Origin of the sequence: Parvibaculum sp., assembly GCF_030694575.1 — a bacterium.
GTDB lineage: Bacteria > Pseudomonadota > Alphaproteobacteria > Parvibaculales > Parvibaculaceae > Parvibaculum.
Window position 1 is genome coordinate 61,666 of the sequence record NZ_JAUYUS010000058.1, and the last position, 22,437, is coordinate 84,102.

The window sequence follows — 22,437 nt, forward strand, 5'->3', positions numbered from 1 at the left end:
GTCAGGCTCGCATCGCAAGGAAGCCCGCGCGCGGGAAATGCACCACGACATCGCCGACGCGCGGATCGTTCCGCTTCAGCGCGATATGCTGCGCGGAGGATGAAACCAGTTCGCCCGAGATCGGATCGCGGCCGTAATCGTCTGCCATCACGGTCACACGGTCGCCGGGCTTCAGCCCGTTCGGTTCGCCGGGATCGGCCTTAACGGCCTCCGTCGAGGTTGCCGCCTTTGCTATGTCCAGTGCTACCTCGCGCGGGATGTCCTGGCGGTTGCCGTGACCGATTGCGGCCACGCGCCGTTCCCACGCCGCGAGGCGGGGCATTGCGTCCGCGCTCTTCGCGCCCGCCGGAAAAATCCAGCGGATGAAGGCGAGATTGTAGTAGGCGTTCGCATCCACGATGCCGGGTTTGTCGCCCATCAGGAAATCGCGGCCGTCGCCGAGCTGCTCGTCGACCCAGCCGAGATGCGCGCGCAACTGCTCGGCCATCATCGGCGCGCCGGCCACCATCGCATCCGTATCGAAGGGGCGTCCCATCAGTTTCGTGCGGTCCGCCTTGAACTCCTCACCCATCGCATCGGGTGCGCCGCCGAAAATGACGGCCACGGCCGCCATGAAAAACGTGCGATCGGTCCACAGCCCGACGCCCCAGCCGAGCCCGCGGTCACCGCCGACGAAAATCGAGGGTTCCGGAAATCGCCGCTCCAGTTCGCGGATGATGATCTGCGTGTCGCAGTAAATATCGGCGCCGATCTGCATCACCGGAATTTTCCGGTAACCGCCGGTCAGCGCGACCAGCTCCGGCTTCGGCATGATGACCGGCTCCTCGCAGGCGAACCAGTCGAGGCCCTTGATACCGAGCACGACGCGTACTTTCTCGGAAAAGGGCGAGATGTCGTATTGATGCAGGATGATCGATTGCGCGTTGACGGACATGGCTTTCCTATTCGAAGTCGTAGCTGAAGCGGATGTTGTTCTTCTTGAGGCCGTCCAGAACGATCTCGACGCCGCCTGTCTTCATCATCCATTCAAGCCGGTGGTCGCGATACTCGCGCTTGAAGAGGCCCTGTTCCAGCACATTCGCAATGGACGTCATGCCGGCAATGCTGTCCCGCGCTTCTTTCGCGGTCAGGGCGACGCTTGGTCTCGCGTTGACGCGGGCGAGCCAGCGGCCCAGCGCCGAGCCTTCGTCCGGCGCGTTGCCGAAGCCCGCGGAGCCGTTCACATAAGGCACGACCGACAGATCGCCCCAGCCGAAAGTCTCGCCATTGAACCAGTCGGCGGTTCCGAGTTCTCGCGTGAGCCAGGAGTGAATCCGGGCGGTCTGGGTCGCGGCAAGCTCGCGCATTTCGTCGGCCTTCTCCCCGGTCGCGCGGGCGAACCAGCCGATCTCGCCGAGGCCCCAGTTGATCGCCTCGTAATGCGTGTCGCAAACTTCCTCGATCATGCGGACGCGGGCCCGATCGGCGGGTGTTGCGGGCAGCATGGCGGGGGAAGGCCATTTATCCTCCAGATATTCGAGGATGATGGTCGAATCGAATATCCGCACGGGCCCGTCGATCAGCGCCGGCACTTCGGCGCGCGGATTGGCGCCGACGAATTCGCCCTGGGCGCCGCCCGCGCCGATGCCGTCGGGCGTCTTGAGGTCGAGTGTCAGTCCTTTTTCGCGCGCCGAGATTTTCACTTTCTGCGCGTAGGGCGATAGCGGATGTTCGTAGAGCGTCAGCATGGCGGCGGCCTCCCCGGTTCCCTTTGGCGGGGGATCATCGACGCCGCACAAAATCCTGTCCACCCGGCGGCCTTCACGCCTGCGTGAGTGAAGGTGCCCCTGCGTCAGCTGATCAAGTGGGCTCGGCGACGGACGCAGAAGACGTGCCACCTTATCGCCCCGCTTCTGTCTTTTTCTCGCCACGCGTTGCCGTTTCCATCGCTGCCGGGCGGATATCTAGCGATCGATCAGGCAGGAGCCATGACCTATCACGCAGAATCGAGCCCTTCCGACCGTCTGTCGCCCGATGAGGGAACAGAGCCGAACGGGTGGCTTGCGCCGCTCATCTTCCTTGTCTGCATCTCGCTGCTCGCCTTTCTTGCCGGCGCCTATGTGGTGCTCGCGAAAGTGCCGCCCTATCGGCTGCTGATGAATGCGCATGAAGCGGCCCACGCGCTCTACGCGAAGGCGACGCAATACGACGATCCCTACAAAACCGACCTGTGGTATGACGCGCGCACCGACGGCAAGGGCGTCGTCACCTATTTCGGCGACGAAGCCTATAACGGCTACACGCTCTACAGCTCTTCGCATGAGGCAAGCGCTTTCCTCGTCGATATGAGCGGCAACGAAGTGCATCGCTGGCACGTGCCACCGGAAAAAATCTGGAACAAGGACAAGAAGACCGCCGGCTCGCTCGGGCCCTTCGTCTATATCCGGAAATCCTACATGTATCCGAACGGCGACCTTCTCGCGGTCTATGAAGGCTCGGGCGATACGCCCTGGGGCCTCGGTCTCGTGAAGCTCGACAAGGATTCCAATATCCTCTGGACCTATCTCGACGAGCGCGCGCATCACGATGCGGAGGTCGGCGCGGACGGCACCGTCTATGCGCTCACACATGAAATGCGGCATGAGCCGGTCGAAGGGCAGGGCAATCTCGAGCCGCCTCTGATCGAGGATTTTCTCGTCATCCTTTCGCCCGATGGCGAGGTGCGGAAGCGTATTTCGCTGCTCGATGCCGTCGCGCAGTCGCGCTTCAAATGGCTCTTTGGCGGGCTTGGCCGGCGCAGCGCGCAAGACCCGCTGCACACGAACTCGGTGAAGGAAGTCGGCGCGGAGGCGGGTGCCGCCATGAACATCGCGCGCGAGGGCGACCTGATGATTTCTTTCCGCAATATCAAGCTCGTTGCGGTGTTCGATCCGGTGAAGGAGGAAATCGTCTGGGGCACGCTGGGCCCCTGGGTCGGCCAGCACGATGCCGAGCCGCTTGCCAACGGCAACATCCTCCTCTTCGACAATAACGGAAACTACAACGGTCCCGGCGGCTCGCGCGTCATCGAGTTCAAGCCCGAAACGATGGAAATCGTCTGGCAATACGAAGGCAGCAAACGCGATCCGCTGAAGAGCGTGCTGCGTTCGGAAGCGATGCGTCTGGAGAACGGCAACACGCTCATCACGGAATCGGAGGCAGGGCGCCTTATCGAGGTTTCGCCCGAAGGAAAGATCGTCTGGGATTTCGTCAATCCGGTGCGCGGCGGCGAAGACGACAGCCAGATTCCGATCGTCACCTGGGGTCGCCGCTACACGCCCAGCGAGATCGAACCGTCTTTCCGCCCCGCGCCGTCCAATCCCTCGCACGAAAGGAACAGATGATGAAAAGAACGGTCTTTTTCACTGCCCTCCTCGCCGTGGCTGCTTTTGCAAGTCCCGCCATGGCCTATGTAGGCCCCGGTGCCGGCCTCAGCGTCATCGGTGCGTTGATCGGCGTTCTTGTCGCGGTCGGTGCCGCCGCCGTCTTCGTGGTCGGTTGGCCGATCCGCCGCATGATGCGCCGCCGCAAGCAGCTCGCCGAGGCTCGCAGCGACCGGCCGAAATCATCGGCGGTCCGCTAGAACCGGTGTAGCGGGATGGGTTTTTTCGATCTGCCTTCACCGCTGTTCCGTCTGCTCGACATGCCGCTGGCGCCACTGCCGCCGGCGTTCCGGCTTGTCGTCTGGGCGCTCGTCGCATCGCTGCTGTCGATGTGGCTCTACAAGATATTGTCGCCGCAGAAAAAACTCGTCGAAACGGAAGCGGCCGCACTTGCCGCCCGGCGCGAACTCAACGCCTATGACGGTGAGTTCGACGGCGCATGGCCGCTCATATCGCGCGTCTTTCGCACGGCCGGCAAACGGCTCTGGCTCGCCTTGCCGCCGGCGGTCGCGGCGTCGCTTCCCGTTCTGGCGCTTCTCGTCTGGATATCCAACGACTACGGCTATCGTTTTCCGCAGGAAGGCGAGGCCGTAACGGCGGAGGCCCGGCCCGGCGCCTTCGACGCCCGCATGATGGAGCGCCGTGTCGTCGTGCGCGCTGCCGATGGCGAGATCGTCTCCGACGTGCCATTGGCCAGGCCGGTTCCCGTCGTCGAAAAGCGGCACTGGTGGAATGCGTTGATCGGCAACCCTGCCGGATATTTGCCGGAGGCCGGCCCCGTCGAACGGATCGAACTCTCGCTCCCCGCCGTCGAGGTGCTGCCCTTCGGTCCGTCATGGCTCAGGGGCTGGGAAGTTCTCTTCTTCACGCTGCTTGTCGCCTTCTCGCTCATCATCAAGAAAGTGGGGAAAATCGCATGACCATGGAAACCTCGTCCGCCGCCCCGGCGCCGACCGACAAATTCGCCGTCAGTCCCTGGATGGATGTCGTAGGCCGCCTCCTTTACGAGCGGCCCCGGCTGATGCAATCGCTGGCGAAAATCGAGACGCGGCTCTTCGAGGACAGGTTCGACGATATTCCGGTGACCTCGCCCGTCTGGGTCAGCGGCCTTGCGCGCAGCGGTAGCACCGTCCTGCTCGAACTTCTGGCGGAGCACCCGCAGGTCGCAACGCAGCGCTACCGGGATTTCCCGCCGCTCTTCACACCGATCCTCTGGAACAAGCTGGTCGACTACATGCCTTTCAAGGAGGACCGGCCCTCCGAGCGCGCACACAAGGACGGTATCTACGTCACTTCCGAAAGCCCGGAGGCGTTCGAGGAGCCGATCTGGATGAATTTCTTTCCGCATCTCCACAAGCGCGTCTGGGACGAGACTTTCTCGGACGACGCGGCTCACCCGGAGTTCGAGGATTTTCTGCGGGCGCATATAAGGAAGCTGCTCTTCGTGCGCGGAGGCGAGCGTTATCTCGCCAAGGCCAACTACAACACGACGCGGCTCGACTATCTCCTGAAACTCTTTCCCGATGCGCGTTTCGTGGTGCCCATTCGCGGCCCGGTCTGGCATATCGCCTCGCTGATGAAGCAGCATCGTCTGTTCGTGCAGGGCGAGGTCGAACATCCGGAGGCGCGTGCGCATCTGGCGCGGGCCGGGCATTTCGAATTCGGGCTCGACCGCGTGCCCATCAATTGCGGGAACGAAGGCGTGGTGGCGGAGATCGCGGAACTCTGGGCCGAAGGCAAGGAGGCCGAAGGCTGGGCGCTGCAATGGGCGGAAGTCTATGGCTATCTCGCGGAACGCTTCGAGGCCAATCCGGCGCTTGCCGAAGCCGTGCTGGTCGTTCGCTATGAGGATCTTTGCGAAACGCCGGGCACCGTCATGAAGCGGGTCATCGAGCATTGCCGGCTCGACTCTTCTCCCGACATCGTCGAGCGCGCCCGGATGCGTCTCCGTCCGCCCGAATACTACAAGCCGCATTTCGGGCCGGATGAGCTGCACGCGATCCGCGACCGTACCGCGAATGTTGCGCGCTGCTTCGGTTATCGCGCGGCCTCCTGACCGCTCAGGAAATACCGGTGAGCCCGCTGTCGACGGCGAGCGTCTGAGCAGTCACATAGACGCTTTCGTCGGAGACGAGGAAGAGAGCCGCATAGGCAATCTCCCATCCGGTCGCCTGCCGTCCGAACGGTACGGGTGTGCGTCCGCGCGAGGGGCGGCCCTGTGTCGCCACGCGGCCGAGCGGGGTGTCCACAAGGCCGGGCGCGACGATATTCGCGCGGATGCCGCGCCGCGATCCCTCGAGCGCCACATGGCGCATCAATCCTCCAAGCGCCGCTTTCGACGCGTCATAGGCGGGCAGCCGCGAGCCCGCGATCAGTCCCGCGATCGACGAGATGAAGACCACGGGCGAACCGTCCGCGAGCCGCGGCAGCGCCGCCTTGCAGCAGAGCATGGGCCCGCGCAGGTTGACGGCGAGCACCTTGTCCCAATCTTCCGGCGTCGCGCCTTCGAGGCCGAGCCCGCCGACGCCGATGCCGACATTCAGCACCAGACCGTCGAGCCCGCCGAGCGCCTTTTCGGCTTCCGCGACCATGCGCTCGATGTCGCCCGGCTTCGAGATGTCGGCCTCGATGGCGCTTGCCTTGCCGCCTTCATTCGCAATCTGCGCCACCGTCTCCTTCGCGGATGGCAGGTTCATGTCCGCCACGGCGACTTCCGCTCCTTCGCGCGCGAACAGCAGCGACATTGCGCGGCCGTTGCCCACGGGGTCGCTCGCGGCGTCGAGCACGCGCTGGCCGCCGCCCACCACGAGGATGCGGCGGCCCTGAAGCCGTCCCCGTCCAGGCGCGCGGCCCTCCGATTCCGCCGGAAGCGGCCGGACATAGCCCTGCTTTTCGGTCATGGCGTTCCCATGCTCCTTTTTATTTCGTCGAGCCCGCTTGTCGGTATGTCCTCTTCCTCGATTTCGATTTCGAAAGTTTCGAGATAGCGGCAGACGAGGAGATAGATGCCGACGACGATGACGAGTTCCTGCATTCCCGCATCGCCGAGGTGCCGGTGGGCGGCGGCGAAGAGCGTTGCGTCGGCCTTCACATTCGCCACCTGGTCGTCCGTAAAGGTGAGCACGGCGTTTTCCGTCTCGTTGAACAGCGGCGAGGGCAGTTTTCCCGACGCCGCCTCGATCCGTTCCGCGGTCATCCCCAGCATGCGCGAGACGCGCTTGTGCTGATGCACTTCGTAGGACGAGCCGCAAAGGTGTCCGACACGCAGGATCACGAGTTCGCGCAATTCCGGGTTGAGTACGCCGTCGTTCAGATAGGCGTTGATGAGCTTCATGAAGGCCGGGAACGACGTACCCGCGCCAGAGAGCATCCTGAATATGTTCAGTTGCGGCAGGGTTTCGCGCAACGCGCGATTTTCCGGCGGCAGCGAGGCGGGATCGGGATAGGGAATGCGGGCCATCGGATCAGTCCCGCATGCCCGGCAGCTTCACGCCGGATTTGTGTCCCGCATCCTCGATATCGACATCGAAGGTTTCGAGGAAGTAGCAGGCGGTGGTGTAGAAGCCGATCGTGATGACGAGTTCCTGAAGCTGCTTGTAGCCGAGCTTCTCGGCAAGCGGATTGAAGGTCGCGTCGGACGCGCGTGTGTTCTTCACCACATCGTCGGTGAAACGCATCACCTGGCGTTGTGTCTCGTCGAATATCTTCGCGTCCGGGCCTTCGTGGATCGCCTTGATGAGTTCCTCGGACATGCCGAGCTTCCGCGAGATCGCCTCATGCTGATAGACCTCGTAAGAGGCGCCCTTGAGTACCCCTACGCGCACGATGGCGATTTCCCGGAGAACGGGATCGAGTTCGCTGTGAATCAGGATCGCGTTTCCGAGCTTGATGAAGCCGTCGATCATGTCGCCGGAATGGCCGAGCATCCGGAAGATATTGAGGTTGGGCAGTTTCTCGTAGACGTCCTTGGCGCGGCCGGTCGCGTTAGCCGGATCGAAATAGGGGATGCGGGCCATCTCTGTCGTTCCTTCCCTGTATGGCGGTTCTGTTTGCAGGCAGTCTAGCGGGCGGGAACGTTGCGTCCAGCGGCAAGCCGACTTCAACAATATGTGTGCAGGCCCCGGCTCCGCTTGCCCCGCCCGCAAGGCTGGCTACACTGGCGCGCAAGAGGACCCGGAAAGGGCCGCGAGCGACGAAACGGGTCAAATGGGGAGGACCGGAAATGTTCGATGCCGAACGAGTGAAATGCGTTGCCGACATCACGCGCGCGCAGGCCGCGGCAAGGCCGGATGCCATTGCGCAGGTCTTCGAGGGCCGCGAGACGAGCTATGGCGAGCTTGACCGCCGCGCCAGCCAGGTTGCCCAGGCACTGATCGCCGATGGCTGCAAGCCGGATGCGCGTATCGGTTTCATGGGCAAGGGCTCGGACCGCTATTTCGAGATGCTCTACGGCGCCTTCAAGGCCAAGGCCGTGGTCGTCGGCATCAACTGGCGCCTCGCGCCGCCGGAAGTCGCCTATGTGCTCAACGATTCCGGGACCGAAATCCTTTTCGTCGGCGCCGAGTTCTACGACATCGTGGAGAAGGTGCTGGCGGAATGCCCGACGGTGCGCAAGGTGATCGCGCTCGATGGCGGCCGCAACGACTGGACCTCCTTCGACGACTGGCGCGATGCCGCCAAGGCGGAAGACCCGATGCTTCCCGCCGCGCCGGACGATGATGTGATCCAGCTCTATACGAGCGGCACCACCGGCCACCCGAAAGGCGTGCAGCTCACCAATGAAAACTACATCTCGATCTTCCATCAGGGCACGAAGGCAGGCTGGGCCAACTGGCAGCCGGACGATGTCGTGCTCGTCTGCATGCCGCTGTTCCATGTCGCCGGCGTCAATATCGGATTGCTCGGCAATCTTCATGGCTGCCGCAACATCATCCTCAAGGATGTCGATCCGCAGGTGATCCTGAAGCTCATGGAGAGCGAGAAGCTCAGCATCGCCTTCATGGTACCGGCGGTCATCCTCTTCCTGCTGCAGCAGCCCAACCTGGCGAAGACCGATGTCTCCAGCATCCGCCAGATCCTCTACGGCGCGTCGCCCATCGCGGAGGACGTGCTGCGCCGCGCGCAGGCCACTTTCGCGGGCGCCGATTTCGTGCAGGTCTACGGCCTCACGGAAACCGCCGGCGGCGCGACCAACCTGCCGCCTGAAGCGCATGACCCGGCCAGGGGCAAGCTTCGCTCCTGCGGCGTCCCCAACCCCGGCATGGAAATCCGTGTCGTGGACGAGAAGGGTGGCGACGTGCTTGTCGGCGAGGTCGGCGAGATCGTCATTCGCGGCGGCTCCATCATGAAGGGCTACTGGAACCGCGCCGAGGCGACGGCGGATGCGATCCGCGACGGCTGGTTCTATACCGGCGATGCTGGTTTCTTCGATACCGACGGCTATCTCTTCATCCATGACCGTGTGAAGGACATGATCGTGTCGGGCGGCGAAAACATCTATCCGGCCGAAGTCGAGAACGCGCTGTTCGGTCACGCCGCCATTGCGGATGCCGCCGTCATCGGCGTACCGGACGAGAAGTGGGGCGAGGCCGTGAAAGCCATCGTCGTGCTGAAGCCCGGCGAGCAGGCGACACCGGAAGAAATCATCGCCTTCGCAAAGACGCGCATCGCCAGCTACAAGGTGCCCAAGTCGGTCGACTTCATCCAGGCGCTGCCGCGCAATCCGTCCGGCAAGATTCTCCGCCGCGAATTGCGGGCTCCCTTCTGGGAAGGCCGCGCGCGGATGGTGAACTGAGACCCGATGTCCGGCATCCGTCCCCGCGAGGTTCTCGATTTCTGGTTCGGCGCGGGCCCTGAAAAATGGTTCGCGAAGAACGATGTCTTCGACGCCGACATCAAGCGCCGCTTCGGCGAGGCGCATCGCGCCGCCGCCGAAGGGCGTTTCGATGAATGGATGGGCGATGCGCAAGGCGCGCTCGCGCTGATCCTCGTGCTCGACCAGTTTTCGCGCAATCTCTACCGGGGCGATCACCACGCCTTCCTTCAGGACCCCAAGGCGCTGGCGCTGGCGGAGGAAGCCATCCGCCGCCGCTTCGATGTCGAGACGCCGGCAATGGCGCGCAAATGGTTCTACATGCCCTTCATGCATGCCGAAGACCTTGCGGCGCAGGAGCGCGGTCTCGTCTATTTCAGCGAACGCCTCGACGATCCCGAGACGATGAAGTTCGCCATCGAGCACCGCGACATTGTCCGCCGCTTCGGCCGCTTCCCCCACCGCAATGCGATCCTGGGTCGCGAGACGACGCCGGAAGAGCAAGGGTTCCTCGACGAAGGTGGCTTCGCCGGCTAGGGGTTCACTTTTCCTCTTGGTCTCTTATTGGAACTCACCCATATCTCCTCCAGTTCGAATCCAGCGGGAGGCTTTGGATATGGTGGCGACGGCGATCGTGGCGGGTGTCGGCCCGCATAGAGGGCTTGGCGCGGTTCTTTCGCGCAAGGCCGCGGGGGAGGAGCTTCATGTCTTCGTCGCGGGGCGCACGCTCGAGAAGCTCGAAGCGGTCGCGCAAGCAATCCGGGCGGAAGGCGGCGCGGCTACGGCCATTGTCTGCGACGTGACCGATGAAGCGCAGGTGATCGATCTTTGGAACTGTGCCGAGAAGACCGGCCCCGTCGCGCTCGCCATCTACAATGCGGGCAACAACATGCCGGGCAAGGTGTCCGGCATGGCGGCCGACTATTTCGAGCGCTGCTGGCGCGTCTGCACCTATGGCGCCTTCCTTTTCGCGCGCGAGGCGTCCGATCACATGGCGCCGCGCGGCGAGGGCACGCTCCTCTTCACCGGCGCGTCCTCCAGCATGCGGGGCAAGGAAGGCTTCGCCGCCTTCTCCGCCGCCAAGGGAGGCTTGCGCACCTTCGCGCAGAGCGCCGCCAAGGAATTCGGACCGCTCGGCCTCCATGTCGGCCATGTCGTCATCGATGGCGGCATCGCGGGCGAGAAGCTCCACACCATGGTGCCGCAATATGCGGCGCAGCGGGAGCAGGAAGGCCGGCTCATCGACCTCGACGGCATCGCCGACATCTACATCCAGCTCCACCGCCAGAAGCGCTCCGCGTGGAGCTTCGAGATCGATGTCCGCACCCATGCCGAGCCCTGGTAGGGCGAGAAGGCGGCAAATTTGGCCGGTGACGGCGTTTCCGTTCCGGTAATCCTTGCCGCAGGGCTTGAGGGCCGGATCGCCGGCCATTCATTAAACTGTTGATTCACAATAGTATTTCTCCTCTCCGGCCCCTTGGTCCGGCGGTTGCAATCGGTTGTTCCGGACACATTGCTCACCCGGAGACGCCGATGATTACCGACCGCGAAATCAACCTGCTGGCCGCCTATATGGTCGATACGCATGGCCGCAAGGCGCTCTCCTATGCGGATACGGCGGTCTGCGAACTCGAGCAGATCGGCGAGAACATGCGCGCCGATGCCTGGCGGATGCTGCGCAGCGTCGTTCTGGACATGGTCGAGGGCCGCCGCAGCCGCGAAGGCGAAGTTCTCCACTGAATCTCCGCCGAAACTTGCCGCTTGGCGGGGCCTAGGCCCGGCGGCTAAAAGGGTCCTCCAAGAAAATAGAGCCGGGGAGGGCCACCTGACATGTCACTCGATCCACAGGCGAAAGCACTGCTCGATATGCTCGGCGCCGATCCCGATGCGCCGCGGCTGATCGATCTGCCGCCCGCCGGCGGGCGCGAAATGTATCGCGCGATGGCCAACATGCTCGACCTGCAGGGCGTTCCGATCGGCAAGACCGAGGATCGGACGATACCGGGCCCGGCAGGCGACATCCCCGTCCGCATCTACACGCCCGTCGCCGCCGGCGGCACCTGCCCGGCACTCGTCTACTATCATGGCGGCGGCTGGGTCATCGGCGATCTCGACACGCATGACGCGCTCTGCCGCACGCTCGCCAACGAGGCCGGCTGCAAGGTGATCGCGGTCCATTACCGCCTCGCGCCCGAGCATCCGTTTCCCGCCGCTTTCGACGACGCCTATGCCGCCGTCAAATGGGTGGAAGCCAATTCCTCCGAAATCGGCATCGATCCGAACCGCATCGCGGTCGCGGGTGACAGTGCGGGCGGCAATCTTGCTGCCGCCGTCAGCCTCCGCGCCAAGGCGGAGAAGAGCCCGCAGATCGCCTTCCAGCTTCTCATCTATCCCGTCACCGACGCGCCGCGCGGCACGCAGTCCTACAAGGATTTCGCGGAAGGCTACTTTCTCGAAGCCGACGGCATGGACTGGTTCTGGAACCACTATGTCGTCAATGCCGGCGCCGATCCTGCCGACCCGTTCGCCGCGCCGCTCCGCGCGCCGGCACTTGCGGGCCTGCCGCCGGCCTACGTCGTCACCGCCGGTTTCGACGTATTGCGCGACGAGGGCAAGGCCTATGCCGAGGCGCTCAAGAAGGCGGGCGTCGAAGTCGAATATGTCAATTACGAAGGCATGATCCACGGCTTCTTCAACCTGCAGGGCGCTCTCGACGTCGCGCGCGACGCGGTGAAGGCAGCCGCCAAGGCGCTGAAGGAAGCACTGGCCTAGGCGAGCAGTTCATCCACGAATTCGTCCAGAGAGGCGGCGACATGTGCGCCGCCTCTTTTTGCTTTCAGCCCGTCGCCGTCGCGATATTTGCCGGTCTTGACCAGGGCCGCCTGCAACCCTGCGGCAAGCGCGCCTTCGACGTCGCTTTCGAAATCGTCGCCCGCCATCAGCACGTTTTCCGGCGCAAGACCCATCTCCGCCGCGGCGGTCCGGAAGAAATCCCGCGCGGGTTTGCCGATCAGCGTCGCTTCCACTTCCGCCGCATATTCGAGCGCGGCGACGAAAGGCCCGGCATCGAGCTCGAAGCCGTCGGCCGCGCGAAAGAAACGGTTGCGGCCGAGCGCGTAGAGGCGGCCGCCCTCGATCAGTATGCGGAAGGCCCGGTTCATCCGTTCGAAGGTGAAATGCTCGCCCGCATCGCCGATCAGGACCGCGTTCGGTTCCGCCGCTTCCGGCGGGCAGTCGGGCAGCAGGTCCGGGTGAACGAGGAGATGCGCCCTCGCGCCGTCGCGCTCAAGTACCGATGCCGCAAGGCTCGCTGGCGTCACGATGTCGCCCTCGCTCACCTCGAAGCCCATCTCCGCCAGCCGTTTCGCCAGCCCGGCTCTTGTCGTCCGCGTCGTGTTGGTGAGGAGCCGGAAGCGCATTTTGCGCTCGCGCAGGCGACGTACCGCCTCCACGGCGCCGGGCAGCGCCTCGCTTCCCTGATAGAGAACGCCGCCCACATCGAGCAGCAATCCCCCGATTTTCCCAAGCGGTTTCGGCTCCGGAGCCATGCGCGAACCTCGCTTTGCTGCGTTGCGCTCCCTCCCCGAACTGTACTCCCGGTCAGAACTCTAGAGCGGGAATGGAACCGCGCACAAGCATGCGCTATAGGACTGGGAACAACATGGGGAGAGAAACATGCCTGCGCTCCGCTCGCCGCTCGTTCATCCGTTCTCGAATTTCGATGTGCCGCATCTGCTGGCCGTCCATGTCGCGGCGCGGCCGGATCACCCGTTCCTGATCTGGGAGCCCTTTGAGGGCGCCGCGAAGACATGGAGCTACCGCGCCTTCGCGCATGAGGTGGCGCAGGTCTCGGCGGGGCTGAAGAAGCGCGGCGTGAAGACGGGCGAGCGCGTTCTCATCCATCTCGACAATTGCCCCGAAAGCCTCATCGCCTGGTACGCCTGCGCCCATCTCGGTGCCGTCGCCGTCACCACCAATGCCCGCTCCGTCGAGGACGACCTGATCTATTTCAGCGACCATGCCGAAGTCGTCGGTGCGATCACGCAGCCCGCTTTCGCCGGCCTCGTCGCCGCCTCCTGCAAGCGCATCAAATGGCTCGCTGTCACCGAGACGGATAACGGCGCCGCGCCGAAAGAGACGACCCGTCCCGCGAAATCCGAAAGCTTTACCGCGCTTTACGGCGACGCGGCGGATGTGCCGCTGCGTGCGCCGGATCCGATGCTCGCCGTCGGTGTGCAATACACATCCGGCACCACCTCGCGGCCCAAGGGCGTCGTCTGGACGCATGCGAACGCGCTCTGGGGTGCCAAGCTTTGCGCCATGCACGAGGATCTGCGCGCCTCCGACGTGCATCTCACCTATCTGCCGCTCTTCCATACCAATGCGCAGTCCTATTCGGTGCTGGCCGCGCTCTGGGTCGGCGCCACCATCGTGCTGCAGCCGCGCTTCTCGGCCTCGCGCTTCTGGAGCGTTTCGCAACGCCACGGCTGCACCTGGACCTCCATGGTGCCCTTCTGCGTCCGTGCGCTGATGGGGCAGGAGAAGCCGAAGTCGCACAGCTACCGCTATTGGGGCAACGGCATTTCCGCGCCGCCCACCGACGACTATTTCGGCATCAAGACCATCGGCTGGTGGGGCATGACGGAAACGATCACGCATGGCATCGTCGGCGACATCCACCTGCCGAACCGGCCCATGTCGATCGGCAAGCCTGCCACCTCCTATGAAATCGCGATCCTGCGCGAGGACGGCACGCCCGTCGATCCCGGCGAAACGGGCGAGCTTCTGGTGCGGGGCGTGCCCGGCCTCTCGCTCTTCAAGGAATATCTGAACAATCCGGAAGCCACCGCGAAGAGCTTCGATGAGCAAGGCTACTTCATCACCGGCGACCGCGTGACGCTGGGCGAGGACGGCTTCATCTCATTTGCCGACCGCGACAAGGACATGCTGAAGGTCGGCGGCGAGAATGTCGCCGCCTCCGAGATCGAGCGCGTCGTGATGACCGTCCCGGGCATCCAGGAATGCGCGGTGGTGGCGAAGCGCGACCCGATGCTGGACGAAGTGCCGGTGGTTTTCGTGCTGGTGCCGGGCGGCGAGGCGGCGGCGCCGAAGGATATTGCCGCGCAGATCGACGCAGCTTGTACCAAGGGCCTTGCGGATTTCAAGCGTCCGCGCGAGATTCGGATTGTCGACGCGCTGCCGCGCTCGACGCTCGAGAAGATCGCCAAGGCTGAACTGCGGCGTCTCGTCGAGGAGGGCTGATCCGAGCGGGGGACAAGCAACTGGCCGGAAGCGACAAGAGTTCACCTTCGGACCTCTTCGTGCCGAAGCTCGTCACCGTGCTCCGCGAAGGGTATCGCTTCGGGGATTTCCGCGCCGATTTCATCGCGGGCCTCACCGTCGCCATCGTCGCCCTGCCGCTTTCCATGGCGCTCGCCATCGCCAGCGGCACCACGCCGGACAAGGGGCTCATCACGGCGGTCGTCGCCGGCTTTCTGATCTCCGCCTTCGGCGGCAGCCGCTTCCAGATCGGCGGGCCGACAGGCGCCTTCGTCGTCGTCGTCTTCAACGTCATCGCGGTCCACGGCTATGACGGTCTCGTCATTGCCAGCGCCATGGCAGGCATCATGCTCATCGGCGCGGGCGCCTTGCGCGTCGGCACCTTCATCAAATATATCCCCGAGCCCGTGGTCACCGGCTTTACGGCCGGCATCGCCGTCATCATTGCGACCAGCCAGATCAAGGATTTCCTCGGCCTCACGCTCGACCATGAGCCGGCGGAATTCATCGAGAAGGTATTGGCGCTCGGCACGGCGCTCCCCGGCATCGCGCCGCAGACGGTCGCCGTCGCGCTCGGGTCGCTCGGCCTCATCGTCTTCCTGCGCGGCCACCGGCCCAACTGGCCGGGCTTTCTCATCGCCGTCGTGCTCGCCGCCGCGCTCGTCTGGCTCTTCCAGCTTCCAACCGACACGATCGGCACGCGCTTCACCGGCCTCGAGCCTTCCTTCGCGTTCCCCGATTTCCCGGAATTCACGATGCAGCGCCTCGTTGCGCTGTTCCCGAGCGCTTTCACCATCGCCTTCCTCGCGGGCGTCGAGTCGCTTCTTTCCGCCATGGTCGCCGACAGCATGACCGGCCGCCGCCATCGCTCGAACAGCGAGCTGGTCGCGCAGGGGATCGCCAATTGCGCCTCCGCCGCCGTCGGCGGTCTTCCCGCCACCGGCGCCATCGCGCGCACCGCGACGAATATTCGCGCCGGCGCGCGCGGCCCCATCGCCGGCATGCTCCATGCCGTCTTCATCCTCTGTTTCATGCTCGTCGCCTGGCCGCTCGCGACCTACATCCCGCTCGCCGCGCTTGCCGCCGTGCTGCTGGTGGTTGCGTGGAACATGAGCGAGATCGACAAGTTCCGCCACATGATGAAGGCGCCGGTCGGCGACCGCGCCGTGCTTCTCATTACCTTCGCGCTCACCGTGCTGGTCGATCTCACCGTCGCCATCGAGGTCGGCGTGGTCCTTGCCGCTTTCCTTTTCATGCACCGCATGTCGGAAGCGGTCGAGGTTCAGTCGCATCTCCATCTGATCGACGAGGATGTGAGCGACAGCGCACCGCGCGATTTCGTGCCCATGCAGGAATACGAACTGCCGGAGGGCGTCGCCGCCAGTCTCATTCGCGGTCCCTTCTTCTTCGGCGTCGCCATGCGCCTCGGCGAGACGCTGGACCGCATCGGCGCCACGCCGAAAGTCCTCATCATCCGCATGCGCGCCGTGCCCATCATCGACGCCACCGGCGTCACCGCGCTCCAGACCATGATCGACCGCTGCGAGCGCAACGGCACGAAAGTCATCGTCACCGCCCTCCAGCCGCAGCCCGCCCGCGTGCTGGCGGACATGGGCGTGCTCGCCCGCGTCACCCGCGTCCCGGATTTCGCCTCTGCGATCGAGATGTCGAAGAAGATGGTGGCGGAGGGGTAGGGCAGTAAAAAACAGTGTCACCCCGGCTTTCGCCGGGGTGACACTTTTGTTTTGAAGTTTGAGCGATGGGGAAGACTACCCCAGCAGCTTCCCCGGGTTCATCACGCCCTTCGGGTCGATCTCGCGCTTCGTCGCTTTCAGGATCGACATGCCGACCGGCCCCTTCTCCTCGGCGAGCCATGGCGCGTGGTCCGCGCCGACGCCGTGGTGATGCGTGATCGTGCCGCCGTTCATGACGATCGCGTCCGAGGCCGCGCGCTTGATCGCCTGCCACTGCGTCACTTCGCGGTCGAGCTGGCGCGGGAAGATGAAGGTGAAATAGAGGCTCGCGCCGTCGGGATAGGAGTGGCTCAGATGCGCCATCACGATGCCGCGCGCGTTCTGCTCCGGCATGTTCGCCGCCATCGCGGTGTCGATCGCCTCGACGATCTTCTCGTGCAGCTTCGCCATGTTGGACCAGCGCGTGGAGGTTTCGAGCGTGTCGATGCCGAGCCCCCGGTCCATCATCGGGTCGCGCACGGCGGGCGAGTTGAAGCGGCCGTGATACCAGCGCTTGCCGGGCCCGGTGCCGAGCGCGAGCGCGCCTTGCCGCTTGCAGATTTCCTCCGTCTGCTCCTGCGCCCAGACCACCGTGTCCTTGTCGCCCTCGTGCCCGATCAGCATCAGGCAGGGCGCGTTGTCGAAGCCCTTCATTTTCAGATAGGCGCGTTGCAGTTTCGCTTTCAACCCGCCCGTGTTCGTCGCTGAAAAAGTCTGGAAGAAATAGGTCTCGGGCGCATCGGAGAGACGCACCATCGCCACCGGAATTTCCGCATGGTTGATGCGCCGCGCCGCGTCGACGCCCGCCTGGAAACTCTTGAAGAGATAGCCGCGATAGTCCTTCCGCTCCGGCAGGTCGTGGATTTTCACCACCGCCTCGCAGATGACGCCGAGCGTGCCTTCCGAACCTGCCACAAGCTGGTTGAGGTTCGGTCCGGCGGCGGAAGCCGGCGTCGCCTCCGTCGTCCAGAAGCCTTTCGGCGTTGCGAGCTTCGCCGAGACGAGCCATTTCTCCGCCTTGCCGTAGCGATTCGACTGCTGGCCCGCGCCGCGCGCGGCGATCCAGCCGCCCAGTGTCGAATACTGGAAGCTCTGCGGATAATGGCCGAGCGTCACGCCGTGGTTCTGCAACTGCTCTTCCAGCGCGGGTCCGTAGATGCCCGCCTCGATCCGTGCCGTCATCGACACCTTGTCGATCTGCACGACGCGCGTCATCAGAGTCGTATCGAGCGTCACGACGGCGCCGCCGAGCGACTTCGCCATGGCGTTGATGCCGCCGACGACGGAGGAGCCGCCGCCATAGGGAATGAGGGCGATATCCTGGTCCGCGCAAAGCTGCACGACAGCGAGAACCTCGTCGGCGCTGCGCGGATAGACGACCGCGTCCGGCGCCATGTCGAGCTTGCCCGCGCGCACGTAGAGCAGGTCGTGATAGCTCTTGCCGCGCGCGTGGAAGGCGCGCTCGTAATCGTCGGTGCGAAGCTGGTTGTCGCCGACGATGCCGCGCAGCTTGGTCAGCGTCTCGTTGCTGAGCCGTCCTTGCGGCAGGCGGATGTCGTGGAGCGCCACCGCGGGCGTCGAGGGCAGGCGCGAAAGCCCCAACGTTTCCTCGATCCAGTGCCATTGCGGTGCGTCGCCCGGCAGCGGATTTTCCTGCCGCACCGGGCCCCAGCCGTTCCAGCGCAATGTGGTGCGGTCGATCGTCATGGTCGTTTCTCCCGATCTCTTTTTGTCAGCACCGGAGCGTGATCGCGCCGGGAAGGATTTCGAAGCGGGCGGGAAGGCGGCCCGGCCCCTCGCCGTCGACATCGAGCAATACAGGGTCCGGCCCAAGCGGCGTCGCCGTCACCCATGTCGCGCGCGCGGTCGAGACTTTTTCGCCCGCGATATGCGTGCCTTCCTTCATTGAGCCGGTGCCGGTCAGCAGGTCCATGAAGGTGAGGTCGCGCATCACGACGAGATCGAATAATCCATCATCCGGCTCCGCATCCGGCGCCATCTTGATGCCGCTGCCGAAATAGCGGCCATTGGCGACGGCGGCGAGCCCGATATTCAGCGTCTTGTCGAAGCCCGTATCGGTCACGATGCGCACGGGTCTTGTCTTGTGGCGAAAGGCCGTCATCAGCGTCGCCCAGAAAAACGTGAAGTTGCCGCCGAGCGATTTTTGCCAGGTCGCACTGTTGACCGCGCGCACCGTTTCGCCCGAGAGGCCGAAGCTCGCGATATTGTCGAAATAGCGGTCCGTCTCCTGCCCGTCCTCGGCCACGAAGGTGAGGCGGCCGATGTCGATGCGCCGCGTCTTGCCGCTCGCAATATGTTTCACGCAGTCGGCGGCGTCTTCCGGCAGGTCGAAGGTGCGGCGGAAGTCGCCGCCCGTGCCTGCGTTCAGGATCGCCAGATGTGCGTCCGGGTTGATCTGCACGCCGTTCTCGAAAAAGCCATTCACGACTTCGCTGATCGTGCCGTCGCCGCCCACCGCGATCACGAGCTGCGCGCCGTCCTTCAGTGCCTTGCGCGTCAGTTCCGCCGCGGGCAGGAAATGCGGCGTCGAGGGCGAGGCGGTGAAATGCGCGCGCACCGGCCCCAGTTCTTTTTCCAGCGTCTCGGAAATCACCCGCCAGGCGCGGCCCGTGCGGCCGCCGCCCGAGCGCGGGTTCACGATGGCGGCGACATGCGGCGTCATTCGGCTGCCTCCCTGCGGGCGCCCGGCATGGTATCGAATTGCCGCGTCGTCTCCGCGATCTCGCGCGCGAGCTGCGTCTCGTCCCAGCCGAGTTCGCGGCGCATCAGTTCGGCCGCCTGGCCGATCACGTCGACACCGGGATGTCCCGCCGTGCCGAGCCCCGTGCGGCGGAAGACCACGTCTTCGAGATGCAGCGCCATTTCGTGGCGCACGGCATGCACCACCTGCACGCCGATCGTGGCGTTCTCCGGCCCCAGCCGGCGCAGCAACGTCTCGCGCTCGCCCTGCCGTTCATCCGCCGTCGCCAGCACTTCGTCGATGCGGCTGCCGTAGAAATTGACGAGGTTCTCCACCACGTCCGCCGCCAGATATGCATGGCGCTTCTGCGCCCGCGTCACATAGGTCTTGAGACGCGCGATATCGCCGCCATAAACCGGCGTGCAGTGGGTTTCGCATTTTGCGCTTCGGCCGAGCTTCTTCAGCGCGAGGTCCACCACCTGTTCGGCGAGGTGGCGCGAGGTCGTCCACTTGCCGCCGATGGCCGAGATCAATCCGTCGATCGCCTCTTCGGCGCCGTGGTCGTAGACCTCCGCCGCGCGGCTCGCATTGTAGCTGTCCTTCTTCTCCGCCTTCTTTTCAGCTTCTTGGGCACTCTCGCCAATCTCGACGCCCGGCACTTCCTGCGGCGTCGTGTCGACCAGCGGGCGGATGCCGGCATAGAAGTGGATCACGTCCTCTCGTTTCAGGTTCAGCCCCGGCAGCCCGTCATTCACCACGGCGAGGAAGTCCGTGATGTCCTTTTCCGTCACGCCAAGCTCGTCCGGGTCGTCCTCGAACACGGTGTCCGTCGTGCCGATGATGGTGCGGCCGCGCCACGGGATCACGAAGAAGTGCCCGCCGATACTGGACTGGATCGCCAGCGCGTTCTCGCCGGAAATGTCGCGCGTGATGATGTGGATGCCTTTGGAGCGGATCAGGCGGCGCGCCGGCGTCTCGTCGGCCATCGCCATGGTCTTGTCGGCCCAGGGCCCCGCCGCGTTCACGATCACGCGGCCGCGCACGGTCACGCTCTCGCCGGTCATCCGGTCGGCGACATGGACGCCGGTGATGCGCACGCCGCGCCCCATCGCCGCTTCCGTCTCGAAGCCCGTCACTTCCGCATAATTCGCGACATCGGCGCCCTGTTCCACCGCGCCCTCGATGCATTCGAGGCAGAGGCGCTCCGGTGCGAACATCTGGCAGTCGTAATAGATCATCGCGCCGGTCAGGTTCTCGCGGCGGAGCGAGGGCATCAGGTCGAGCGCCTTTCCCTTCGAGATGCGCCGGAATCCGGGCAGCTTCTTGTCGTCGTCGGACAGCCAGTTGCGGTCGAAGGAAAGGAGGTCGTAAAGCGCAAGCCCGATGCCGAGCACGAGCGGCCCCTTCATGCCCCAGCCATAGGTCGGCAGCACGAAGGGGAGCGGATGCACCATATGCGGCGCGACATTCTCCCAGATGCGGCGTTCACGGAGCGATTCCCGCACCAGCTTCAATTCGCCGTTGACGAGATAGCGAAGCCCGCCATGCACCAGCTTCGAGGAGCCGGACGTCGTCGCATGGGCGAAATCGTCCTTCTCCAGCAGCGCCACCTTCAAGCCCCGCAGCGCCGCGTCCCAGGCGGTGCTTGCACCCGTGATGCCGCCTCCGACGATCACGAGGTCGTAGTCCGTGGCGCTCATGGCGTGGAGGTCGCGCTGCATTCTCAAATCCGTCCGGTCCCGTTCTTGTGAGCCCGGAGGCTAGCCGTAGCGGCGACGTGGGTCCAGCGCCCGGCGCAAGGTCAGCCCCGCTTCTTCAGCCCCTTCTGTTCCATCCGCCATTTGAGATGGCTGAAGCGGTCCTGGCCGAAAAAGGGTTCGCCCTCGAACACCATCAGCGGCACGCCCCAATGTCCCGCCGCCTTCTGAGCTGCCTCGTTGGCGGCAATCGCGGCTTCGAGACGGTCCTTGTCCTTCTCCGCCGTCGCGTCGAGTTCGGCCATGTCGAGGCCCGCGCGCGCAGCCGCTTCCTTCAAATGGCCGCCTTCGTGCCAGTTCCTCACGCCGCCGAAGATCACCGCGCTGATCTCCTTCAGGAAGGCGAGGCCTTTGCCCCGTTCCGCCGCCACGACGCCGGCCCGCGTCAGCCGGTGGATATAGGGCTGCTCTTTCGGCACCTCGCCGGATTTCATGTCCATCACGATGGGGTCGGGCGAGGGCCAGGCGTAAGGCAGCCCCTCCATTTGCGCGATCCGCACCGTGTCCTTCAGCAGGTAGGGCGGCCACATCGGGTTCACCTGCTTGAAGAAGCCCTCGATCCTCACCGCGATCGGATAGACCGGCCGCACATTGCATCTCACGTCGTAGTCGCGTTCGAACTCCATCAGGCGCGGCGTCACGAGATAGGAATAGGGCGAGCGGAACGACCAGAAGAGATCGTATTCGAGCGTCATGATTGGCTTCCCCCGGAAAACGCTTTCCCTGCCTCTCCGGGCAGGATTTAATGATCTTCATTAGTATCGTTTGGGATGCGCCCGGCGCAAGGGTGCTGTTAGATTTTCACCAAAGCAAAAGAAATCCGTCACAGAGGAGGACCGCCCATGCCGCAGGCAAAAGCGAACGGCATCACGCTCGAATATGAAAGCTTCGGCCCGGAGGATCGCGAGACGGTCCTGCTCATCATGGGCCTCGGCGCGCAGCTCACCATGTGGCCGACCGAGCTTTGCGAGGAACTCGTCACGCGCGGCTACCGCGTCGTCCGTTATGACAATCGCGATGTCGGCCTGTCGCACAAGTTCGACGATCTCGGCATGCCCGACATGGCGGCGATCTTCGGCGCGCTGATGTCCGGCAAGACCGCGACCGCGCCCTATGCGCTGGACGAGATGGCGAAGGACGCCGTCGGCCTTCTCGATGCGCTGGGCGTCAAGCAGGCGCATATCGCCGGCGCCTCGATGGGTGGCATGATCGCGCAGCTCGTCGCGACCAATCATCCGGAGCGCGCCCTCTCGCTCACCTCCATCATGTCCACCACCGGCAATCCGGCGCTCCCCCAGGGCAAGCCCGAGGCCATGGCCGTGCTGATGACGCCCGCCCCGGAAGGCGACATTCCGGCCGCCATCGAGCGCGGCATGCTCGCCTGGAACACCATCGGCAGCCCCGGCTACAAGACGGACGACGCGACGCTCCGCCAGTGGGTCACGCGCGACGTCAACCGCTCGCTCTATCCCGTCGGCGTCGCCCGCCAGATGGCCGCCATCGTCGCCAATGGCGACCGCCGCGAGAAGCTGAAGAAGCTCGATGTGCCCGCCGTCGTGCTGCACGGCGCGGACGATCCGCTGGTGCCCGTCGAGGGCGGCAGGGACACGGCGGCGAATATTCCTGGTGCGGAGCTTCGCGTCATCCCCGGCATGGGCCACGATTTCCCGCTGGCGCTGGTCGAAACCTTCGCGGACGCCATCGAAGCGGCGGCGAAGCGCGCGTCCGGCGTCTCGCGGGCGGCGGATTGATC

Annotated in this window: 22 protein-coding genes; 12 read left to right on the top strand and 10 right to left on the bottom strand. The window is 64.6% G+C overall.

Features of this window, described 5'->3' with window-relative positions; all coding sequences use genetic code 11:
* Position 1: 1 nt before the first annotated feature.
* The gene (locus tag Q8S60_RS08910) at positions 2-934 is read right to left on the bottom strand and encodes a glutathione S-transferase family protein (RefSeq protein WP_305274907.1); all 933 of its coding nucleotides are present in this window, start codon (positions 932-934) and stop codon (positions 2-4) included.
* Between the two features lie 7 nt (positions 935-941).
* On the bottom strand, positions 942-1,727 hold the full coding sequence (locus tag Q8S60_RS08915; protein WP_305274905.1) for a glutathione S-transferase family protein: 786 nt from the start codon (positions 1,725-1,727) through the stop codon (positions 942-944).
* Positions 1,728-1,967: 240 nt separating this feature from the next.
* Between Q8S60_RS08915 and Q8S60_RS08920 the strand changes: the two genes are divergently transcribed.
* Genes Q8S60_RS08920 through Q8S60_RS08935 form a run of 4 tightly spaced genes read left to right on the top strand, consistent with a single transcriptional unit; the run spans position 1,968 to position 5,457 of the window.
* Positions 1,968-3,362, top strand: a complete 1,395-nt coding sequence (locus tag Q8S60_RS08920) for an arylsulfotransferase family protein (protein ID WP_305274904.1) — start codon at positions 1,968-1,970, stop codon at positions 3,360-3,362.
* A complete protein-coding gene (locus Q8S60_RS08925) occupies positions 3,359-3,601 on the top strand; it encodes a hypothetical protein (protein ID WP_305274903.1) in 243 nt (80 codons plus the stop codon). The genes Q8S60_RS08920 and Q8S60_RS08925 overlap by 4 nt, the downstream gene beginning before the upstream one ends.
* A gap of 15 nt (positions 3,602-3,616) precedes the next feature.
* Entirely contained in the window at positions 3,617-4,321 is a 705-nt protein-coding gene (locus tag Q8S60_RS08930; RefSeq protein WP_305274902.1) for a hypothetical protein, read from the top strand.
* Entirely contained in the window at positions 4,318-5,457 is a 1,140-nt protein-coding gene (locus tag Q8S60_RS08935; RefSeq protein ID WP_305274901.1) for a sulfotransferase, read from the top strand. Before Q8S60_RS08930 ends, Q8S60_RS08935 begins: the two co-directional genes overlap by 4 nt.
* A 4-nt stretch (positions 5,458-5,461) precedes the next feature.
* Here Q8S60_RS08935 and Q8S60_RS08940 read toward each other — a convergent pair whose 3' ends face one another.
* Genes Q8S60_RS08940 through Q8S60_RS08950 form a run of 3 tightly spaced genes read right to left on the bottom strand, consistent with a single transcriptional unit; the run spans position 5,462 to position 7,417 of the window.
* Positions 5,462-6,301, bottom strand: coding sequence for an SDR family NAD(P)-dependent oxidoreductase (locus Q8S60_RS08940; RefSeq protein ID WP_305274900.1), 840 nt, complete (start codon positions 6,299-6,301; stop codon positions 5,462-5,464).
* Positions 6,298-6,861, bottom strand: coding sequence for a carboxymuconolactone decarboxylase family protein (locus tag Q8S60_RS08945; protein ID WP_305274899.1), 564 nt, complete (start codon positions 6,859-6,861; stop codon positions 6,298-6,300). The genes Q8S60_RS08940 and Q8S60_RS08945 overlap by 4 nt, the downstream gene beginning before the upstream one ends.
* Before the next feature lie 4 nt (positions 6,862-6,865).
* Complete coding sequence (locus tag Q8S60_RS08950; protein ID WP_305274898.1) at positions 6,866-7,417, bottom strand: carboxymuconolactone decarboxylase family protein; 552 nt, start codon at positions 7,415-7,417, stop codon at positions 6,866-6,868.
* A gap of 206 nt (positions 7,418-7,623) precedes the next feature.
* Between Q8S60_RS08950 and Q8S60_RS08955 the strand changes: the two genes are divergently transcribed.
* From Q8S60_RS08955 to Q8S60_RS08975, 5 genes are all read left to right on the top strand, one after another.
* Complete coding sequence (locus Q8S60_RS08955) at positions 7,624-9,195, top strand: fatty acid--CoA ligase (protein WP_305274897.1); 1,572 nt, start codon at positions 7,624-7,626, stop codon at positions 9,193-9,195.
* Positions 9,196-9,201: 6 nt separating this feature from the next.
* Positions 9,202-9,750, top strand: coding sequence for a DUF924 family protein (locus Q8S60_RS08960; protein ID WP_305274896.1), 549 nt, complete (start codon positions 9,202-9,204; stop codon positions 9,748-9,750).
* 79 nt (positions 9,751-9,829) lie between these two features.
* Complete coding sequence (locus tag Q8S60_RS08965; protein ID WP_305274895.1) at positions 9,830-10,558, top strand: SDR family NAD(P)-dependent oxidoreductase; 729 nt, start codon at positions 9,830-9,832, stop codon at positions 10,556-10,558.
* A gap of 188 nt (positions 10,559-10,746) precedes the next feature.
* Positions 10,747-10,953, top strand: a complete 207-nt coding sequence (locus tag Q8S60_RS08970) for a hypothetical protein (RefSeq protein WP_305274894.1) — start codon at positions 10,747-10,749, stop codon at positions 10,951-10,953.
* A 90-nt stretch (positions 10,954-11,043) separates the two neighbouring features.
* The gene (locus Q8S60_RS08975) at positions 11,044-11,985 is read left to right on the top strand and encodes an alpha/beta hydrolase (RefSeq protein ID WP_305274893.1); all 942 of its coding nucleotides are present in this window, start codon (positions 11,044-11,046) and stop codon (positions 11,983-11,985) included.
* Here Q8S60_RS08975 and Q8S60_RS08980 read toward each other — a convergent pair.
* Positions 11,982-12,761 (bottom strand): TIGR01458 family HAD-type hydrolase, encoded by a 780-nt coding sequence (locus tag Q8S60_RS08980; RefSeq protein ID WP_305274892.1) that lies wholly within the window; start codon positions 12,759-12,761, stop codon positions 11,982-11,984. The two genes, Q8S60_RS08975 and Q8S60_RS08980, sit on opposite strands and share 4 nt — an antisense overlap.
* Before the next feature lie 127 nt (positions 12,762-12,888).
* Here Q8S60_RS08980 and Q8S60_RS08985 point away from each other — a divergent pair, with 127 nt between their 5' ends.
* Positions 12,889-14,475, top strand: coding sequence for an AMP-binding protein (locus tag Q8S60_RS08985; RefSeq protein ID WP_305274891.1), 1,587 nt, complete (start codon positions 12,889-12,891; stop codon positions 14,473-14,475).
* 59 nt (positions 14,476-14,534) lie between these two features.
* Complete coding sequence (locus Q8S60_RS08990; RefSeq protein WP_305274890.1) at positions 14,535-16,187, top strand: SulP family inorganic anion transporter; 1,653 nt, start codon at positions 14,535-14,537, stop codon at positions 16,185-16,187.
* A 75-nt stretch (positions 16,188-16,262) separates the two neighbouring features.
* Here the strand turns inward: Q8S60_RS08990 and Q8S60_RS08995 are convergent, their stop codons facing one another.
* The 4 genes from Q8S60_RS08995 to Q8S60_RS09010 form a co-directional block, all read right to left on the bottom strand.
* Positions 16,263-17,933 (bottom strand): FAD-binding oxidoreductase, encoded by a 1,671-nt coding sequence (locus tag Q8S60_RS08995; RefSeq protein ID WP_305274889.1) that lies wholly within the window; start codon positions 17,931-17,933, stop codon positions 16,263-16,265.
* Between the two features lie 25 nt (positions 17,934-17,958).
* Positions 17,959-18,909, bottom strand: coding sequence for a diacylglycerol kinase family protein (locus Q8S60_RS09000; protein ID WP_305274888.1), 951 nt, complete (start codon positions 18,907-18,909; stop codon positions 17,959-17,961).
* The gene (locus Q8S60_RS09005) at positions 18,906-20,648 is read right to left on the bottom strand and encodes a glycerol-3-phosphate dehydrogenase/oxidase (protein WP_305274887.1); all 1,743 of its coding nucleotides are present in this window, start codon (positions 20,646-20,648) and stop codon (positions 18,906-18,908) included. The genes Q8S60_RS09000 and Q8S60_RS09005 overlap by 4 nt, the downstream gene beginning before the upstream one ends.
* Before the next feature lie 80 nt (positions 20,649-20,728).
* Positions 20,729-21,379 (bottom strand): 2-hydroxychromene-2-carboxylate isomerase, encoded by a 651-nt coding sequence (locus Q8S60_RS09010; protein WP_305274886.1) that lies wholly within the window; start codon positions 21,377-21,379, stop codon positions 20,729-20,731.
* Positions 21,380-21,526: 147 nt separating this feature from the next.
* Between Q8S60_RS09010 and Q8S60_RS09015 the strand changes: the two genes are divergently transcribed.
* On the top strand, positions 21,527-22,435 hold the full coding sequence (locus Q8S60_RS09015) for an alpha/beta fold hydrolase (RefSeq protein ID WP_305274885.1): 909 nt from the start codon (positions 21,527-21,529) through the stop codon (positions 22,433-22,435).
* The last annotated feature ends 2 nt before the right edge of the window (positions 22,436-22,437 follow it).